Annotated in this window: 18 protein-coding genes; 11 read left to right on the forward strand and 7 right to left on the reverse strand. The window is 60.6% G+C overall.

Annotated elements, in window-relative coordinates:
* Nucleotides 1–62 precede the first annotated feature (62 nt).
* The 6 genes from rbfA to EFB14_RS22665 all read left to right on the forward strand — a co-directional run bounded on the left by rbfA (nucleotide 63) and on the right by EFB14_RS22665 (nucleotide 6,461).
* Complete coding sequence (rbfA, locus tag EFB14_RS22640; RefSeq protein WP_126828956.1) at nucleotides 63–467, forward strand: 30S ribosome-binding factor RbfA; 405 nt, start codon at nucleotides 63–65, stop codon at nucleotides 465–467.
* Between the two features lie 13 nt (nucleotides 468–480).
* A complete protein-coding gene (truB, locus tag EFB14_RS22645) occupies nucleotides 481–1,413 on the forward strand; it encodes a tRNA pseudouridine(55) synthase TruB (RefSeq protein WP_126828957.1) in 933 nt (310 codons plus the stop codon).
* Nucleotides 1,414–1,504: 91 nt separating this feature from the next.
* On the forward strand, nucleotides 1,505–2,353 hold the full coding sequence (locus tag EFB14_RS22650) for an alpha/beta fold hydrolase (RefSeq protein WP_126828958.1): 849 nt from the start codon (nucleotides 1,505–1,507) through the stop codon (nucleotides 2,351–2,353).
* Between the two features lie 152 nt (nucleotides 2,354–2,505).
* Complete coding sequence (gene rpsO, locus EFB14_RS22655; protein WP_125846720.1) at nucleotides 2,506–2,775, forward strand: 30S ribosomal protein S15; 270 nt, start codon at nucleotides 2,506–2,508, stop codon at nucleotides 2,773–2,775.
* Nucleotides 2,776–3,128: 353 nt separating this feature from the next.
* Nucleotides 3,129–5,267: a polyribonucleotide nucleotidyltransferase gene (pnp, locus tag EFB14_RS22660; RefSeq protein WP_008536147.1), complete on the forward strand. Its 2,139-nt coding sequence runs from the start codon at nucleotides 3,129–3,131 to the stop codon at nucleotides 5,265–5,267.
* 177 nt (nucleotides 5,268–5,444) lie between these two features.
* Nucleotides 5,445–6,461 carry a class I SAM-dependent methyltransferase gene (locus EFB14_RS22665; protein WP_126828959.1) on the forward strand — a complete coding sequence of 339 codons (1,017 nt, stop codon included), beginning with the start codon at nucleotides 5,445–5,447 and terminating at the stop codon, nucleotides 6,459–6,461.
* 94 nt (nucleotides 6,462–6,555) lie between these two features.
* Here the strand turns inward: EFB14_RS22665 and fabI are convergent, their stop codons facing one another.
* From fabI to fabA, 3 genes are read right to left on the reverse strand one after another with little or no spacing between them, the layout of a single operon-like run.
* A complete protein-coding gene (gene fabI, locus EFB14_RS22670; RefSeq protein WP_126828960.1) occupies nucleotides 6,556–7,362 on the reverse strand; it encodes an enoyl-ACP reductase FabI in 807 nt (268 codons plus the stop codon).
* Nucleotides 7,363–7,366: 4 nt separating this feature from the next.
* Nucleotides 7,367–8,599, reverse strand: a complete 1,233-nt coding sequence (gene fabB, locus EFB14_RS22675; protein ID WP_126828961.1) for a beta-ketoacyl-ACP synthase I — start codon at nucleotides 8,597–8,599, stop codon at nucleotides 7,367–7,369.
* Nucleotides 8,600–8,643: 44 nt separating this feature from the next.
* Complete coding sequence (gene fabA / locus EFB14_RS22680; RefSeq protein WP_008536155.1) at nucleotides 8,644–9,159, reverse strand: 3-hydroxyacyl-[acyl-carrier-protein] dehydratase FabA; 516 nt, start codon at nucleotides 9,157–9,159, stop codon at nucleotides 8,644–8,646.
* Between the two features lie 301 nt (nucleotides 9,160–9,460).
* On the opposite strand from fabA, the gene irrA reads away from it, so the two are divergent.
* On the forward strand, nucleotides 9,461–9,880 hold the full coding sequence (gene irrA, locus EFB14_RS22685; RefSeq protein ID WP_126828962.1) for an iron response transcriptional regulator IrrA: 420 nt from the start codon (nucleotides 9,461–9,463) through the stop codon (nucleotides 9,878–9,880).
* A 13-nt stretch (nucleotides 9,881–9,893) separates the two neighbouring features.
* Here irrA and EFB14_RS22690 read toward each other — a convergent pair whose 3' ends face one another.
* Nucleotides 9,894–10,529, reverse strand: a complete 636-nt coding sequence (locus tag EFB14_RS22690; protein ID WP_126828963.1) for a trimeric intracellular cation channel family protein — start codon at nucleotides 10,527–10,529, stop codon at nucleotides 9,894–9,896.
* Between the two features lie 279 nt (nucleotides 10,530–10,808).
* On the opposite strand from EFB14_RS22690, the gene EFB14_RS22700 reads away from it, so the two are divergent.
* On the forward strand, nucleotides 10,809–11,282 hold the full coding sequence (locus EFB14_RS22700) for a hypothetical protein (RefSeq protein WP_126828964.1): 474 nt from the start codon (nucleotides 10,809–10,811) through the stop codon (nucleotides 11,280–11,282).
* Between the two features lie 86 nt (nucleotides 11,283–11,368).
* Here the strand turns inward: EFB14_RS22700 and EFB14_RS22705 are convergent, their stop codons facing one another.
* Both EFB14_RS22705 and EFB14_RS22710 read right to left on the reverse strand, forming a co-directional pair.
* Entirely contained in the window at nucleotides 11,369–12,157 is a 789-nt protein-coding gene (locus tag EFB14_RS22705) for a YdcF family protein (protein WP_126828965.1), read from the reverse strand.
* A gap of 68 nt (nucleotides 12,158–12,225) precedes the next feature.
* On the reverse strand, nucleotides 12,226–12,948 hold the full coding sequence (locus tag EFB14_RS22710; RefSeq protein ID WP_126828966.1) for a YoaK family protein: 723 nt from the start codon (nucleotides 12,946–12,948) through the stop codon (nucleotides 12,226–12,228).
* 309 nt (nucleotides 12,949–13,257) lie between these two features.
* Between EFB14_RS22710 and EFB14_RS22715 the strand changes: the two genes are divergently transcribed.
* The 3 genes from EFB14_RS22715 to EFB14_RS22725 all read left to right on the forward strand — a co-directional run bounded on the left by EFB14_RS22715 (nucleotide 13,258) and on the right by EFB14_RS22725 (nucleotide 15,295).
* Nucleotides 13,258–14,112 carry an AraC family transcriptional regulator gene (locus EFB14_RS22715; RefSeq protein ID WP_126828967.1) on the forward strand — a complete coding sequence of 285 codons (855 nt, stop codon included), beginning with the start codon at nucleotides 13,258–13,260 and terminating at the stop codon, nucleotides 14,110–14,112.
* A 38-nt stretch (nucleotides 14,113–14,150) separates the two neighbouring features.
* Nucleotides 14,151–14,693, forward strand: coding sequence for a YbhB/YbcL family Raf kinase inhibitor-like protein (locus EFB14_RS22720; RefSeq protein ID WP_126828968.1), 543 nt, complete (start codon nucleotides 14,151–14,153; stop codon nucleotides 14,691–14,693).
* Between the two features lie 365 nt (nucleotides 14,694–15,058).
* Complete coding sequence (locus EFB14_RS22725; RefSeq protein ID WP_126828969.1) at nucleotides 15,059–15,295, forward strand: DUF2798 domain-containing protein; 237 nt, start codon at nucleotides 15,059–15,061, stop codon at nucleotides 15,293–15,295.
* Nucleotides 15,296–15,349: 54 nt separating this feature from the next.
* On the opposite strand, the gene EFB14_RS22730 is transcribed toward EFB14_RS22725, so the two are convergent.
* A complete protein-coding gene (locus EFB14_RS22730; protein WP_126828970.1) occupies nucleotides 15,350–15,589 on the reverse strand; it encodes a GIY-YIG nuclease family protein in 240 nt (79 codons plus the stop codon).
* Between the last annotated feature and the right edge of the window lie 59 nt (nucleotides 15,590–15,648).

The raw sequence follows: 15,648 nt of genomic DNA on the forward strand, positions 1-15,648 counted from the left end.
AGTCATGGACGCTCTCCTTTGACGGGTTCGATTCCCAGCCGCATCGGCAAATAGAGATAACAATGACCAGAGCAACTTCTTCCGCGCCTTCGCAGCGCATGCTGCGCGTTGGCGAACAGGTTCGCGCCGCTCTCACCCAAGTGCTGCAGCGCGGCGAAGTGCGCGACGACATCATCGAAGCGACCGTGATCTCGATCTCGGAAGTGCGCATGTCGCCGGACCTCAAGATCGCCACCGCCTATGTAACGCCGCTCGGCGTTTCCGACCACAGCCTCGTCATCGAGGCGCTGAACCGTCATGCGCGGTTTATCCGCGGCCGGCTCGGGCAGCAGCTTCGGCAGATGAAATACATGCCGGAGGTGCGCTTCCGCGACGATACCAGCTTCGACAACTACAAGAAGATCGACGAGCTGCTGCGTTCGCCCGAAGTGAGCCGCGACCTCGACGGCGATAATGACGAACAATAAACAGAAGAGACTGATGTCCAAACCACGCAAACCCAAGGGCCGGCCGATTTCCGGCTGGCTGATCCTCGACAAGCCGGTGGATTTCGGCTCAACGGAAGCCGTTTCCAAGATCAAGTGGCTCTACAAGGCGCAGAAGGCCGGTCACGCGGGCACGCTCGATCCGCTCGCCTCCGGCATGCTGCCGATCGCACTCGGCGATGCAACGAAGACCGTTCCCTATGTGATGGATGGCCGCAAGATCTATGAGTTCACGGTGAGCTGGGGCGAGGAGCGCGCAACGGACGACCTCGAAGGCGAGGTCACGCAAAGCTCGGACAAGCGTCCAAGCGAACAGCAAATCCGCGATATCCTGCCCCGGTACATCGGCACCATCAATCAGGTGCCGCCGCAGTTTTCCGCGATCAAGATATCGGGCGAACGCGCCTATGATCTGGCGCGCGAAGGCGAAGCCGTCGAAATCCCCTCGCGCGAAGTCGAGATCTTCCGGCTGACGCTGCTCGCCTGCCCGGATGCCGATACCGCGCATTTCGAAGTGGAATGCGGCAAGGGCACCTATGTCAGGGCGCTCGCCCGCGATTTCGGCCGCGAGCTCGGCTGCTATGGCCATGTTTCCGGGTTGCGGCGCACATTCGTCGCCCCCTTCGCGGAAGAGGCCATGGTGCCGCTTGCAGACCTCGTGGCACTCGAAGCGATCGAGGACATGGACGAGCGGCTTGCCGCCCTCGACGCGCTCCTGATCGACACCTGCGAAGCGCTTTCCACCCTGCCCCACCTCGTCATCAATGACGACCAGGCGCACCGTCTGAAGATGGGCAATCCGATCCTCGTGCGCGGCCGCGATGCGCCGATCGCCGAAAGCGAAGCCTATGCGACGGCCCGCGGCAAACTGATTGCGATCGGGGAAATCGGCCAGGGCGAATTTCGCCCGAAACGGGTTTTTGCCTGAACCTGCCCGTTTTATGACGGCAAGGGCGATTGCCAGCCGGTAGCGATGCAATATCTTTCCCCTTGGGCCATGGCGGCCCGAGGGGAAAACCATGCGCAGAATTGCGGAAATACTGACGTTCTTTTCGTTGTTCCTGATCGTTGCCGGCGCCCAAGCCACCGAACGTTGGGCCGAGCTTCCCGCCTTTCCTTCAATGCCCGCGCCGAAGACGAGCGGCATGGCCGATGTGAACGACATCAAGATGTACTACGCCGAATATGGTGAAGGCGATCCGATCCTCTTCATCCATGGCGGTCTTGGAAATGCCGACGTCTGGGGCCATCAGGTGGCGGAGTTTGCCAGGGATCACCTGGTGATCGTCGCCGACAGCCGCGGCCACGGCCGGTCGACACGCAGCGGGCAGCCTTTCGGCTACGATCTGATGACTTCGGACTACGTTGCCCTTCTCGACTATCTGAAGATCGATAAGGTGACGCTGGTGGGATGGTCGGACGGCGGCATCATCGGCATCGACATGGCGATGAATCATCCGGAAAAGCTGACCCGCGTCATTGCCCAGGCGGCCAACGTCACGACGGAGGGCGTCAAGGAAGACGCCCTGAGCAACAAGACCTTCAAGCATTACATCAAGGTCGCCGGCGACCAGTACAGGAAGCTTTCGCCGACGCCGACCGAATACAAAGCCTTCTTCAGGCAGATCTCTAAGATGTGGGCGACCCAGCCGGCCTGGACAGCCGCCGATCTTGCGAAGATCTCGGTTCCGGTCACGCTTGCGATCGGCGATCACGATGAAGCCGTCAAGCTCGACCATACGGAAATGATGGCAAAGGAGATTCCGGGCTCTAAACTCGTGATCCTGAAGAATGCGAGCCATTTCGCCATGCTGCAGGATCCCGAAGGTTATGACGGGATGATCCGGGATGCCATGGCGGGCCGTTGAAAGCCGCCGGGAACACTCCCTCTTTCCATCGGTGCTTATTTGGTTTATAGGCAGCGCCAGCGTCAGGTCCGCCTGCTCGCATTCGCGGCCAAAGCTGGACGGCATCCCGGCTTTTGGCGACTTCAATCTCCTCTCATAGAAAGGATCATCCGATGTCGATCACTGCTGAGCGCAAGGCTGCGCTGATCAAGGAATACGCAACCGCCGAAGGTGACACCGGTTCTCCTGAGGTTCAGGTCGCGATCCTGACCGAACGCATCAACAACCTGACCGACCACTTCAAGGACCACAAGAAGGATAACCATTCCCGCCGTGGCCTGCTTACGATGGTTTCGAGCCGCCGCTCGCTTCTTGACTATCTCAAGAAGAAGGATGAAGGCCGCTATTCCAAGCTGATCACCAGCCTGGGTATCCGCCGCTAAGATTGTCCGGCGGGCGCTTTCGAGCGTCCGCCGGATCTTGTTTCGGGACGACGTTCCCGATGAAATGTTCCAGCCGCGCTCTATCTCATGCGGTGGAACGACCGGCGGACCCGGATGGGCCGGTTCTGCCAAACCAACCGCTGACCTGTCATGGGGCAGGATTGCCGGATGCTTTCGGCCAGGGCCTTTCGAGGTTTTGGCCTGGTTTTCAAGGGAACTTCAGTTTTCCGAGAAAGCCGAGGATGAAAAGCCTCCCGTTGTCTTGCCCGTGATGCGTCACATTGATTGCGGTCGACTGTGCGCTGCGCCTTGATATCGGCGACGGCGCGTGCTCCCGCATTGAAGGACAAGACATGTTTGATACACACACCGTGGAAATCGAGTGGGCCGGCCGCCCGCTGAAGCTCGAAACCGGCAAGATCGCCCGTCAGGCTGACGGCGCCGTTCTCGCCACCTACGGCGAGACCGTCGTTCTCGCCACCGTCGTCTCGGCCAAGGCGCCGAAGCCCGGCCAGGACTTCTTTCCGCTCACCGTCAACTACCAGGAAAAGACCTACGCAGCCGGCAAGATCCCCGGCGGCTATTTCAAGCGCGAGGGACGTCCGAGCGAGAACGAGACCCTCGTTTCCCGCCTGATCGACCGCCCGATCCGCCCGCTCTTCCCGGAAGGCTACAAGAACGACACCCAGGTCGTCGTCACCGTCATCCAGCACGATCTTGAAAACAACCCCGATGTCCTGTCGATGGTTGCGACCTCGGCTGCGCTGACGCTGTCAGGCGTTCCCTTCATGGGCCCGGTCGGCGGCGCACGTGTCGGCTACATCAACGGCGAATACGTTCTCAACCCGCATCTCGACGAGATGGACGAGTCGAGCCTCGACCTCGTCGTCGCCGGCACCTACGACGCCGTGCTGATGGTTGAATCCGAAGCCAAGGAACTCAACGAAGACGTCATGCTCGGCGCCGTCATGTTCGGCCACAAGGGCTTCCAACCGGTTCTCGACGCGATCATCAAGCTCGCCGAAGTGGCCGCCAAGGAGCCACGTGACTTCCAGCCGGAAGACTACTCCGCTCTCGAATCCGAAATGCTCGGCCTTGCCGAAGGTGAACTTCGCGAAGCCTACAAGATCACCCAGAAGGCCGATCGCTACGCCGCCGTCGATGCCGTCAAGGCGAAGGTGAAGGCACACTTCCTCCCCGAAGAAGGCGAAGCCAAGTACACGGCCGAAGAAGTCGGCGCGATCTTCAAGCACCTGCAGGCCAAGATCGTCCGCTGGAACATTCTCGACACCAAGAGCCGCATCGATGGCCGCGACCTCGAAACCGTTCGTCCGATCGTTTCGGAAGTCGGTCTCCTGCCACGCACGCATGGTTCGGCGCTCTTCACCCGCGGTGAAACGCAGGCGATCGTGGTTGCCACCCTCGGCACCGGCGAAGACGAGCAGTATGTCGACAGCCTGACGGGCATGTACAAGGAGCGCTTCCTGCTCCATTACAACTTCCCTCCCTACTCGGTTGGCGAAACCGGCCGTATGGGCTCCCCGGGCCGTCGTGAAATCGGCCATGGCAAGCTCGCTTGGCGCGCGATCCGTCCGATGCTGCCGTCCGCTGAGCAGTTCCCCTACACGCTGCGCGTCGTTTCCGAGATCACCGAGTCGAATGGCTCGTCCTCGATGGCGACCGTCTGCGGCACTTCGCTCGCTCTGATGGACGCAGGCGTTCCGCTTGCCAAGCCGGTTGCCGGTATCGCCATGGGCCTGATCCTGGAAGGCGAGCGCTTCGCCGTCCTCTCCGACATTCTCGGTGACGAAGATCACCTCGGCGACATGGACTTCAAGGTCGCAGGTACCGCCGACGGCATCACCTCGCTGCAGATGGACATCAAGATCGCCGGTATCACCGAAGAGATCATGAAGGTCGCTCTTGGCCAGGCCCAGGGCGGTCGCGCCCACATTCTCGGCGAAATGGCCAAGGCCATCACCGAAAGCCGTGGCCAGCTCGGCGAATTCGCTCCGCGCATCGAAGTCATGAACATTCCGGTCGACAAGATCCGCGAAGTCATCGGCTCCGGCGGCAAGGTCATCCGCGAAATCGTCGAAAAGACCGGCGCGAAGATCAACATCGAGGATGACGGCACCGTCAAGATCGCCTCCTCCTCGGGCAAGGAGATCGAAGCGGCCCGCAAGTGGATCCACTCGATCGTTGCCGAGCCTGAGATCGGCCAGATCTACGAAGGCACTGTTGTCAAGACCGCCGACTTCGGCGCCTTCGTCAACTTCTTCGGCGCCCGTGACGGCCTCGTTCACATCTCGCAGCTCGCTTCCGAGCGCGTCGCGAAGACCCAGGACGTCGTCAAGGAAGGCGACAAGGTCTGGGTCAAGCTGCTCGGCTTCGACGAGCGCGGCAAGGTTCGCCTGTCGATGAAGGTTGTCGACCAGGCCACCGGCCAGGAGATCCCGAACGAGAAGAAGAAGGAAGAAGCGGCCGAATAAGCCGCCCTTCCAGATTTAAGTCGGGGCGCGGGAATGCTTCCGCGCCCTTTTTGTATCCCAAGCGTGGCGTGATCTTTCAGATTCGCTCGCCACACTTGAGTCTTTGGTTTTGCGCATGTCGTGGCCGCAAAACCGCTGAATATTTTTGCGCGACATGTTTTAAGACGAGACGAGATCATGAGCCGCGAGACGCTGAAGACCCTCTTCCATCCCTTTGCCAGCGGCACAGTCCAGGCGCCCGGCGAGGGCGAGCGCGTGCTCTTCCTCGGCGCCGAGGCGGGCTTTGCGCTGCCGGAAGGCTTTGCCGCCTCGCTCAGCGCCGTCCAGGGCTTCCGTCCGCTCTATCGGCAGCTGCTGGCCCAGCGGATCGAGGCGACGCCTGAGATCGACGGTGAGGACTATGACGCGGCGCTGGTGCTCTGCACCAAGCACAAGGGCGAGAACGAGGCCAATCTCGCCGCCGCGATCACCCGCACGCGGGCCGGTGGCCTGATCGTCGTTGCCGGCGCCAAGGAAGACGGTATCCAGCCGCTACGCAAGCGCCTGGAAGGTTTCGGCCTCGCCATCGACCATATGCCGAAATATCACGGCGTCGCCTTCTGGTTCGGCCGGCCGGCAGAGGCCGGCGATATCGTCTCCAAGCTGGCGAAGGCGCCGGTGCGCGTCGACGACCGCTTCCATGCGAGCGCCGGCATGTTCTCGCACGACCGGATCGATGCCGGATCGGAACTGCTCGCCTCGCGCCTGCCGCAGGATTTCACCGGCGACGTTGCGGACTTCGGCGCGGGGTGGGGCTATCTCTCCGTCGAGATGGCACAGAGATCGCGGGGACTTCAACGCCTCGACCTCTACGAGGCCAACCACGCGGCCCTGGAGGCCGCCCGCGATAATCTGGCGGAGAACTGCCCGAACGCGCCTGTGCGCTTCTTCTGGCACGATCTGGCGGGCGAGCCGATCAAGGACAAATACGACCTCGTCATCATGAACCCGCCCTTCCACGAGGGCCATGCGGCCGAGCCGTCGCTCGGCCAGGCGATGATCAAGACCGCCGCATCCGCCCTTCGCGGCGGCGGCCGCCTGATGCTCGTCGCCAATCGCGGCCTGCCTTACGAGCCGGTTCTGGCAGCAAATTTCAAGGAAAGCGGCGAAACCTGCCGCAATGCCCGCTTCAAGGTGCTGTGGGCGAAGAAATAAGGCCCAGGCGGCCTCGAACCGATTTTCATCGATGGAAACAAAAAGGCCGTGCGCATCAGCTGCGCACGGCCTTTGAGTCTCAAGCAGGCGGCGTTTATTCCACGTCTGCTTTGCGCAGCGTTTCCAACGTCGGCATTGATGTGACGTTATAGCCAGCATCGACGAAGTGGATCTCGCCTGTCACACCGGCGGAAAGGTCTGAGAGCAGGTAGAGCGCCGAGCTGCCGACCTGGTCGATGGTGACGGTTTTGCGCAGCGGCGCATTTCGCTGGTTCCAGGAGAGGATCGCGCGGGCATCGGAGATGCCGGCGCCGGCAAGCGTGCGGATCGGGCCTGCGGAAATGGCGTTGACGCGAATGCCGCGCGGGCCGTAGTCGGCGGCGAGATAGCGCACCGAAGCCTCGAGCGCCGCCTTGGCGACGCCCATGACGTTGTAATTCGGGATGACGCGCGTCGAACCATTATAGGTCAGCGTCAGCATGGCGCCGCCGTCTGCCATCAACGGAGCACAGCGCTTGGCGATCTCCGTGAAAGAGAAACAGGAAATGACCATGGTGCGGCTGAAATTTTCGCGCGTCGTATCGGCGTAGAGGCCCTTCAACTCGTTCTTGTCGGAAAAGCCGATGGCATGGACGATAAAGTCGAGCTTGCCCCAGCGCTCACCGATCGCGTCGACCACGGTATCGACCGAGGCGACATCCTCGACATCGCAGGGCAGGACGAAATCGGAACTGACCTCGGCAGCGAGCGGCTTGACGCGCTTGCCGAGCGCATCGCCCTGATAGGTGAAGGCGAGTTCGGCGCCCTGTGCGGCGAGAGCTTTTGAAATTCCCCAGGCGATCGAGTGGTTGTTTGCGACGCCCATGATGAGCCCGCGCTTACCCTGCATGATTCCCGTCATGTTATTATCCGTTATGGCGCTGGAAGACGAGCGTAGCGTTCGTCCCGCCGAAGCCGAAGGAGTTGGAGAGGGCGATATCGATCTTCGCATTGTCGATACGCTTGCGCACGATCGGTACGCCTTCGAATTCGGGATCGAGTTCGGTGATATGGGCGCTTTCGCCGATGAAGCCTTGCTGCATCATCAGCAGGGAATAAATCGATTCCTGGACGCCTGCGGCACCCAGCGAATGGCCGGTGAGCGACTTGGTCGACTGGATATGCGGGATCTTCGATCCGAATACTTCCCGGATGGCGCCGATTTCCTTGCTGTCGCCGACCGGCGTCGAGGTGCCGTGGGTATTGACGTAGTCGACGTCGCCTTTGACCGTGGCAAGCGCCTGGCGCATGCAGCGGATGGCGCCCTCGCCCGAGGGAGCGACCATGTCGTAACCGTCGGAAGTTGCGCCATAGCCGACGATTTCGGCATAGATCTTGGCGCCCCGCGCCTTGGCGCGCTCCAGTTCCTCGAGCACCAGCACGCCGGCGCCGCCGGCGATGACGAAACCGTCGCGGTTGACATCATAGGCGCGCGAGGCGCTGTCGGGCGAGTCGTTGTATTTGGAGGACATGGCGCCCATGGCGTCAAAGAGGTTGGACATCGTCCAGTCGAGATCCTCGTGGCCGCCTGCGAACATCACGTCCTGCTTGCCCCACTGGATCATCTCGGCGGCGTTGCCGATACAATGCGCCGATGTCGAGCAGGCAGACGAGATCGAGTAATTGACGCCGTGGATCTTGAACCAGGTGGCGAGCGTGGCGGATGCGGTCGAGGACATCGCCTTCGGCACGGCGAAGGGGCCGATACGCTTCGGGCTGTTGTTCTTCAGGGTGATTTCGGCGGCCTCGATGAGGGTACGGGTGGATGGGCCGCCGGAGCCCATGATGATGCCGACGCGTTCGTTCTGACCGTAGTCCTTCTCTTCCAGGCCGGAATCGGCGAGCGCCTGCTTCATGGCCACATGGTTCCAGGCCCCGCCCTGCGACAGGAAGCGCATGGCGCGGCGATCGACCAGCTCGGCCAGTTCTGCGGCGCCGAGCTTGGGGCTGCCCCAAACCTGGCACTTGAAGCCGTGTTCAGCGAAATCGCTGGAGAAGGAAATACCCGACTTTGCCTGCCGCAAGGATTCGGTGACTTCGGCCGCGTCGTTTCCGATCGAGGACACGATACCCAGACCCGTTACAACTACCCGTCTCATCTGATCAAACCTTTGTTGTTTTCGTCAGCCGCTTAAAATGCGGTTCAGGCCGTCTTGTCTTTCGATAGACCGACGCGAAGGTCGGCCGCCTGATAAATTGTTTCACCATCCGCCTTCAGCCAGCCGTCGGCGGTGCCAAGCACCAGGCGGCCGCGCATGACACGCTTGAAGTCGATGCCGTATTCGATCAACTTCGTGTGCGGGCGCACCATGCCCTTGAACTTCACTTCGCCCGTTGAAAGCGCCATGCCGCGGCCTTCCTCGCCGAGCCAGCCGAGGAAGAAGCCGGTCAGCTGCCACATGCCGTCAAGGCCGAGGCAACCCGGCATGATCGGGTTGCCTTCGAAATGGCAGGGAAAATACCAGTCGTCGGGACGTACGTCGTATGCGGCGCGCAGATAACCCTTGTCGAAGGCTCCGCCCGTTTCGGAAATCTCCGTGATGCGGTGAACCATTAGCATGGGCGGCAGGGGCAGCTGCGCATTGCCGGGTCCGAACAGCTCGCCATGCGCGCAGGCGATGAGTTCTTCGTACGAGAAGCTGGACTGTCTGGTGGTCATAAAGTTTCTTTTTCCCCCCGCGTGAAGCCGATGGATGTGAACGTGTAGTCCAAGTTCTCCAGAAAATGAAGCATGAGCAAGGCAGCTTCATTCATGGCTCCGGACCAGGCTTTCGCCTATATTTGGTGGTCGCATACAGGAAGGCTAGGGCCGCGACCAGAGCTATTTGCGTCAGAAGCCCGTTTTTGCCGCGTTTATCAGGCTCTTGTCCCCATTGAACTATTGAAAGGCTCCGGTGCAAAAGTTATACCGCTTGAAGAAACATGATTGCTTTATGCAGGAATAATCGGAGTTGGTCTTGATGACGGGTGCATCCCCGATCGCAATAGAGGTAAGGCTGCGCGGCGCGGGCCTGCGCCCCACCCGCCAGCGCGTCGCGCTCGGCGACCTCCTGTTTGCCAAGGGCGACCGGCATTTGACCGTCGAGGAACTGCACGAGGAGGCGGTTGCCGCCGGCGTGCCGGTTTCGCTGGCGACCGTCTACAATACGCTGCACCAGTTCACGGAAGCCGGCCTGATCCGCGTTCTCGCCGTTGAGAGCGCCAAGACCTATTTCGACACCAATGTTTCTGACCACCACCATTTCTTCGTCGAAGGTGAAAACGAGGTGCTCGACATTCCCGTCAGCAACCTGACGATCGGCAATCTGCCGGAACCGCCCGAGGGCATGGAGATCGCCCATGTCGACGTGGTGATCCGCCTGCGCGCGAAGCAGAGCTGACGTTAAAGCCGCCTTACATGACATCGTCGGGATGCCGGCCGGGCTTATGCTTATAGGTCGGGAAGGTCCAGCCGAACCAGAGGGCTCCACCGCGCACGGCAAAGGCCGCCGCGACGCCGCAGGCGGAAGCCAGATAGAGCTGCATTCCCAACCCATTGGCAGCCGTGAAGACGCCGGCGCCGACGAGGGCCGCGGTCACGTAGATTTCCGGCCGCAACAGCACAGAGGGCTCGTTTGCCATCAGATCGCGCAGGATGCCGCCGAAGGTCGCCGTCAGCGTGCCGGTGACGATCGCGATGGTCGGAGAGCCGGTGGCGGCAAGCCCCTTGGCCGCGCCAAGCACGCAATAGGCGGCAAGACCGATCGCATCCAGCCAGATCAGCAGGCGATAGCGCGATTCCAGGAGATGGGCGGTGAAAAAAACGATGACGCCCATGATGCAGCAGATGAGGATATAGGCAGGGTTCAGCACCCAGAAGACCGGCACGCGACCGAGCACGATATCGCGCACGGTGCCACCGCCCGTTCCCGTCACCATGGCGAAAAACAGAAAACCGATCAGGTCCAGCTGCTTGCGCGAAGCGGCGAGCGCTCCAGTTGCGGCAAACAGCGCAATGCCGGCATAATCGAGATAGACGAGCAGAGACATGCGAGCCCCGGAACCGGCAGAAGGTCAGAGCATGATGCCGAAAAGTGTGAGCGGTTTTCTCATGACATCATGCTCTAACTATTGAATTGAGAACAGGATTCAGATTTTAGGCCAATTAGGCCTAAAATCATCCTGTTCTCGAGAAAGAACCACGGCGGCAAGGGCGGCGCAAGGCGGCGCGGCCATAAAGCCAAAGTCTTTATTTGACGCATGTCGCCCAAAACCGCTGCACATTTTGGGGCGACGTGCCTAGGAGCCTTTATCCAAAAGAGGAAAGCCGTGAAAACGCTGCTGCTCGCCGTTCTGAACATCGTCCTGCTGCTTGTCATGCCGGCTGTCGCCTTCGGCCAGCAATCGCTGATCTCCGATCCCGAGATCTACGAGAAGAAGCATTTCCAGGCACAGTGCAAGGTTGCCGAATTCGCCGACGGCTTCATCATCCGGCAGGACATCAACAATGACGGGCTGATCGACGCCGTGGTCAATGAGGGCCAGCTGACCTGCGACGGGCAGAAGGGGCCGCAATGCAACGATGACGGCTGCACCTATAATTTCTATCTGCAGGTTGCCGAAGGCGGTTATTTTATGATCGCGACAGCGCAGATCTACGGCTACGACTTCGTCCAGCGCTTCGGCAACATGGTGCTGGCGATGAAGATGCATCCGCGCTTCTGCGACCGTACCGAGGGCGACCCCTGCATCGTGACGGCCCGCGTCCGCGGCACGAAATTCGTCACCATCTCGAAGAAGTAAGCACCTAACCCCGAAAGATTTTCGGGGTTAGGTGCAAATTCATGTGATAGGCGTCTTTGGCGCATCCCATCGGACGCCCAGGCGCTCTATCGCGGATAGAGTTCCGACGTCCGGCCGGCGAGATAGTAGCCGACCAGGCCGTACCATTCGCGGATCGCCGTCGCCATGTTCTGCGCATTCAGGTTCGGTTGAGTGAAATCCAGTCCGGGCTTCACCTTGCCGTCGGTGCGATAATCGGTCGGCCAAGGCACGATGCCGATGCCGAGCTTGCGGAAGATGCCGACGGAGCGCGGCATGTGAAAGCCCGAAGTGATCAGCAGGCAATTGGAAAGACCCTGGCTCGCCAGGAATTCCTTGGTGTTGACGGCATTTTCGAAGGTCGTGCGCGACGACTTCTCCTCGATCAGGCGATCCCTGCCGACACCGAAGAGCGGGAAGAATCGCGCGGATGCCGCCGCATCGCCTTCATAGATGCCCGAGATGGAGCCGTCGCCGCCCGACACAAGAATACGCGACTGCGGAAATTTCTGCGCAAGCCGCAGTGCCTCGATGAAGCGGTCGGCGGCGCTGCTGAATTCTATGCCGTGACGCGCCGTATTCACTTCGCTTTCGAAGGCGCCGCCGAGGACGATCATGCATTGCAGATTGTCGGGATCGGCTGAGGGCTTTGCGAACCGCTCCTCCAGATCCTGCATGAGGAGGTTGCCGGCCGTGGTGTAGAGCGTGACGAAGAGGATGATGACCGAGCCCATCGCGCCAAGGATGCTGAGCGTACGCCAGCGCAAAAGGCCGGCGACGAGGGCGAAGAAGACAAGAAAGAATGCCAGCGACAGCGGCTGGCCAAAAATCCAGACGAGCTTCGAAATGAAGAACAAGACCTACTCCTTGAAGATGGGCGGCGGTCCTTCCTATCCGATTCGACGGTGACAGGAATGCGACGGTTCTACTTCGCGCGGACAATGGCCGATTGGTTCGATGCGACCTTCTGATTGAAGCGCCGCTGGAGCGGCCGCGGGATCAGCATGGCGGCAAGCGCAAGCACCATGGCGAAGAGGGAGACCAGCCACAGCGCATGCGCGCCCGCCAGCCGCGTCAGGACGGCGCCGGCGATCGCGCCGAGCACCATGCCGCCCCAGGGCACGATCTGGATCGTCCATTCGACACGGCGGTCACCGATGATCCAGCGGCCGATGCCGCGGCCGAACCGCGACAGGGCGCCGGTCACATAAGTCAGGCCGATCGGCAGGCCTTCGATGTGCTCGACGGCGGCATTCACCATGCCCATGGCGAAAACGATCAAGTAAAACCGCGCCAGCAGCAGGTTCTGCATGGTCAACATCGAGGCAAGCGCCAGAACCAGGCCGACGCAGCCGAGCACCACGAAGATACGACGCTGCGAGACATGGGCAATGACGATGCCCGCCGCATTGCCGAGCACGAAAACGAGGATGGCCGAGATCAGGACCGCCGCGTGATCGAGATTGCCCTCGCTCAGGGCCAAGGCGGCCCGCGTCGTGTTGCCGGTCATGAAGGACACGAAATCGCCGGTCAGCAGAAGACCGGTCGCATCCGTCATGCCGGCAAGAAACGAGATCGCGCCGACAAGGGCGACGCCGATCACGGTTCGTCGGGTACGGATGATGCGGCGGCGTCTTGCTCTGGTCATTGGCTAAGGGTCCTGAAGCCGAATCGCTGGGATTCCGGCAACAAGGATAAATCTTCTCATTGAGGAATTGGCAAAGGCAATGGAATGGGCAGGAAAGATTCTAAAGCTTGTCGCGATCTTTCACATTCGCTCGCCGTGCGTTAGATCTTGGCTTTCCGAATGCCGTGATCGCAACCGCTGCACGCTTTTGCATGACAAGCTCCAGCGAACCGCTGGAATGACCCTTCCGACGTTCGCCATCTTGGCTTCGGTCCCGCGATCTGGCAGACGGAGCTTGTGAGCCGCCATCGCCGTATCGCTGGGGAACGTATGGAAGATCAGAATTTTCCCATTCCAACCGGAGCCTTGATCCGACAGGGCGGGCGGGCCTGTTTCCGTCATCTCGTCAATACAAGCCCCTTGTTGATACGGGTGCAATCGGGAACGAAGATCGTCACGGCAATTGATAAGCCTTTACGGTTTGATGCCGGCGCATATGGTCTGCTGCCCGATTATCAACCGCTGACGATGGAAAACATTCCAAAGGCTCCGCAGCAGTATCAAACCGTTGCGCTCCCCGTTCCCAGACAATTGTTCGAGGACGCCTATGCCCGCATGGGCTCGATCGCCATCCCATCGACGCCCCTTCCCGCGCGGTCTTCCAACATGCCTGATGAAGCGGCTGTATTGTTCGAATATTGCTGCCAGCCCGGCAATCTCGCCAGGCTTCCCGTTGCCATCGCCAGGGCTCGCCTGATGGAACTCATCACCTGGTTTGCGCTGTGCGGGGCGGTGTTGGGTCAAAGCCGGAGCCCCCGGCTCGAAGACCGGCTGAGGCAAATGGTTGAAATCGATCCGGCCTTCGGCTGGACGCTGCGGCACGCGGCGCGCTCGTTCAACATGAGCGAGGCGACGCTCAGGCGCAGGCTCGCAGCCGAGAATACCGGCTTCAGCGAGATCCTGAGCGATACCCGGATGAACCGGGCCTTGGGCCTCGTTCAGACGACGACCCTTTCCATGGCGCAGATTGCACTCGAAGTCGGCTACGACTCGCCTTCTCAATTCGCGGCGCGCTTCAAGGAGCGATTCGGCACCAGTCCCCGCCATGTGCGCAACGGATCCGAGCCGGTTGAGCGGATCGGGACAGAAGTTGAGCGTAGCGGGGCAGACGTGCTTTCCGGCTGACGATAGCTCTGCGGCATCATCAACCGCAGGAAAGCAACATGCGTTTCACAACAGCACTTCTCGCAACGTCCCTTATCGGCGCCACGGCCGCACATGCGGAAATGAAGCTCACCTCGACGGATCTGACCGCGGGCAAGCCCATGGCCGACGAGCAGGTCTTCAACGGCTTCGGCTGCTCGGGCAAGAACATCTCGCCCGAACTGGCGTGGTCCGGTGCTCCCGAGGGCACCAAGAGCTTCGCCGTCATGGCCTACGATCCGGATGCTCCAACCGGCTCGGGCTGGTGGCACTGGTCCGTGTTCAACATTCCGGCGAATGTCTCGAAGATTGCCACCGGCGCAAGCGGCGACAAAAAGCTTCCCGACGGCGTCGTGGAAGGCCGCACCGACTTCGGCGTATCAGGATATGGCGGCGCATGCCCGCCGGCCGGCGATAGGCCGCACCATTACCAATTCACCGTCTACGCCCTGTCGGTCGACAAGCTTCCCCTACTGGATACGGCGCCTGCGGCCATGGTCGGCTTCTATGTCAGGGCCAATACGCTCGGCAAAGCTTCCGTCGAGGTCACCTACGGCCGCTGAGGCCTATTTTGGATCGTGGTTACGATCCACTTGAATGTCGTTAAGACCTGAAATCGCCGGTGAGCAGAAGACCGATCGCATCCGCCATGCGCTAAAAACGAGATCGAGCCCCATCACGGTTCGCCCGGTGCGGATGATACGGCGGCGTCCTGCTCTGCTCATCGGTAAGTTCCTGAGGCCGAATTGCCGAGATTCCGACAACAAGCTCGTTGTGGCTGGAGCATGCGGACTTGAACGGCAACATATTTTCGGCCATAAAACGGCGTCGCTTCAGATCGAAGCTCCGTAAGCGTTTACGTCAATCAACGCGCAACCGCCGGTCGGCGCTGCGCAATTGTTCTGATCGGCATCTTACGGAGATCAAAATGCCCAAAGGCAAACTCCCCAAGCGCTATAATACAATCATCATGCCGCTCATCCTCTCGCTGCTGATGACATGCGTCGTCTCGGCGATCAACATCCTGAGAGCACAAGGCCTGACCGCGCCTGCCCTTGCCATGTGGCCCTCCGCATGGGCGCTATCTTGGGCTATCGCCTTTCCCGTTCTGCTCTTGGTGCTGCCGGTGGTAAAGCGGCTGACGGCTATTATCGTCGAGATGTGAGGCGTAAGGCGCCGGCGGGCTGCGGGAGCGGCCTGCCGGGCATGATCCGGGCGGCTACAATCTTTTCTTTGCGAATGCCCTGCCTGAAGCCGACTTCAGATATTTTTCGAAAGCAAAGGCCTGGGCTTCATCGGAGAAAGCGAGGTAGGTCTTGAGAGACCAAGGAACATATTTCGAGGTATGTGAGACTTCCCCGGCATTGTGTTTTGCCAGGCGCGACTTCAGGTCACCCGTCACGCCGACGTAATAGCGGTCCGGAAATTCGACGCTGCAGAGAATGTACACGTCTTTCATGGAAAGATCATAGCCCGCCTACGTTGCTTCGCAACTTCAGCGCGGCAGCCTTCGCTTTC

The organism is Rhizobium fabae (assembly GCF_003985135.1).
Lineage (GTDB): Bacteria > Pseudomonadota > Alphaproteobacteria > Rhizobiales > Rhizobiaceae > Rhizobium > Rhizobium pisi.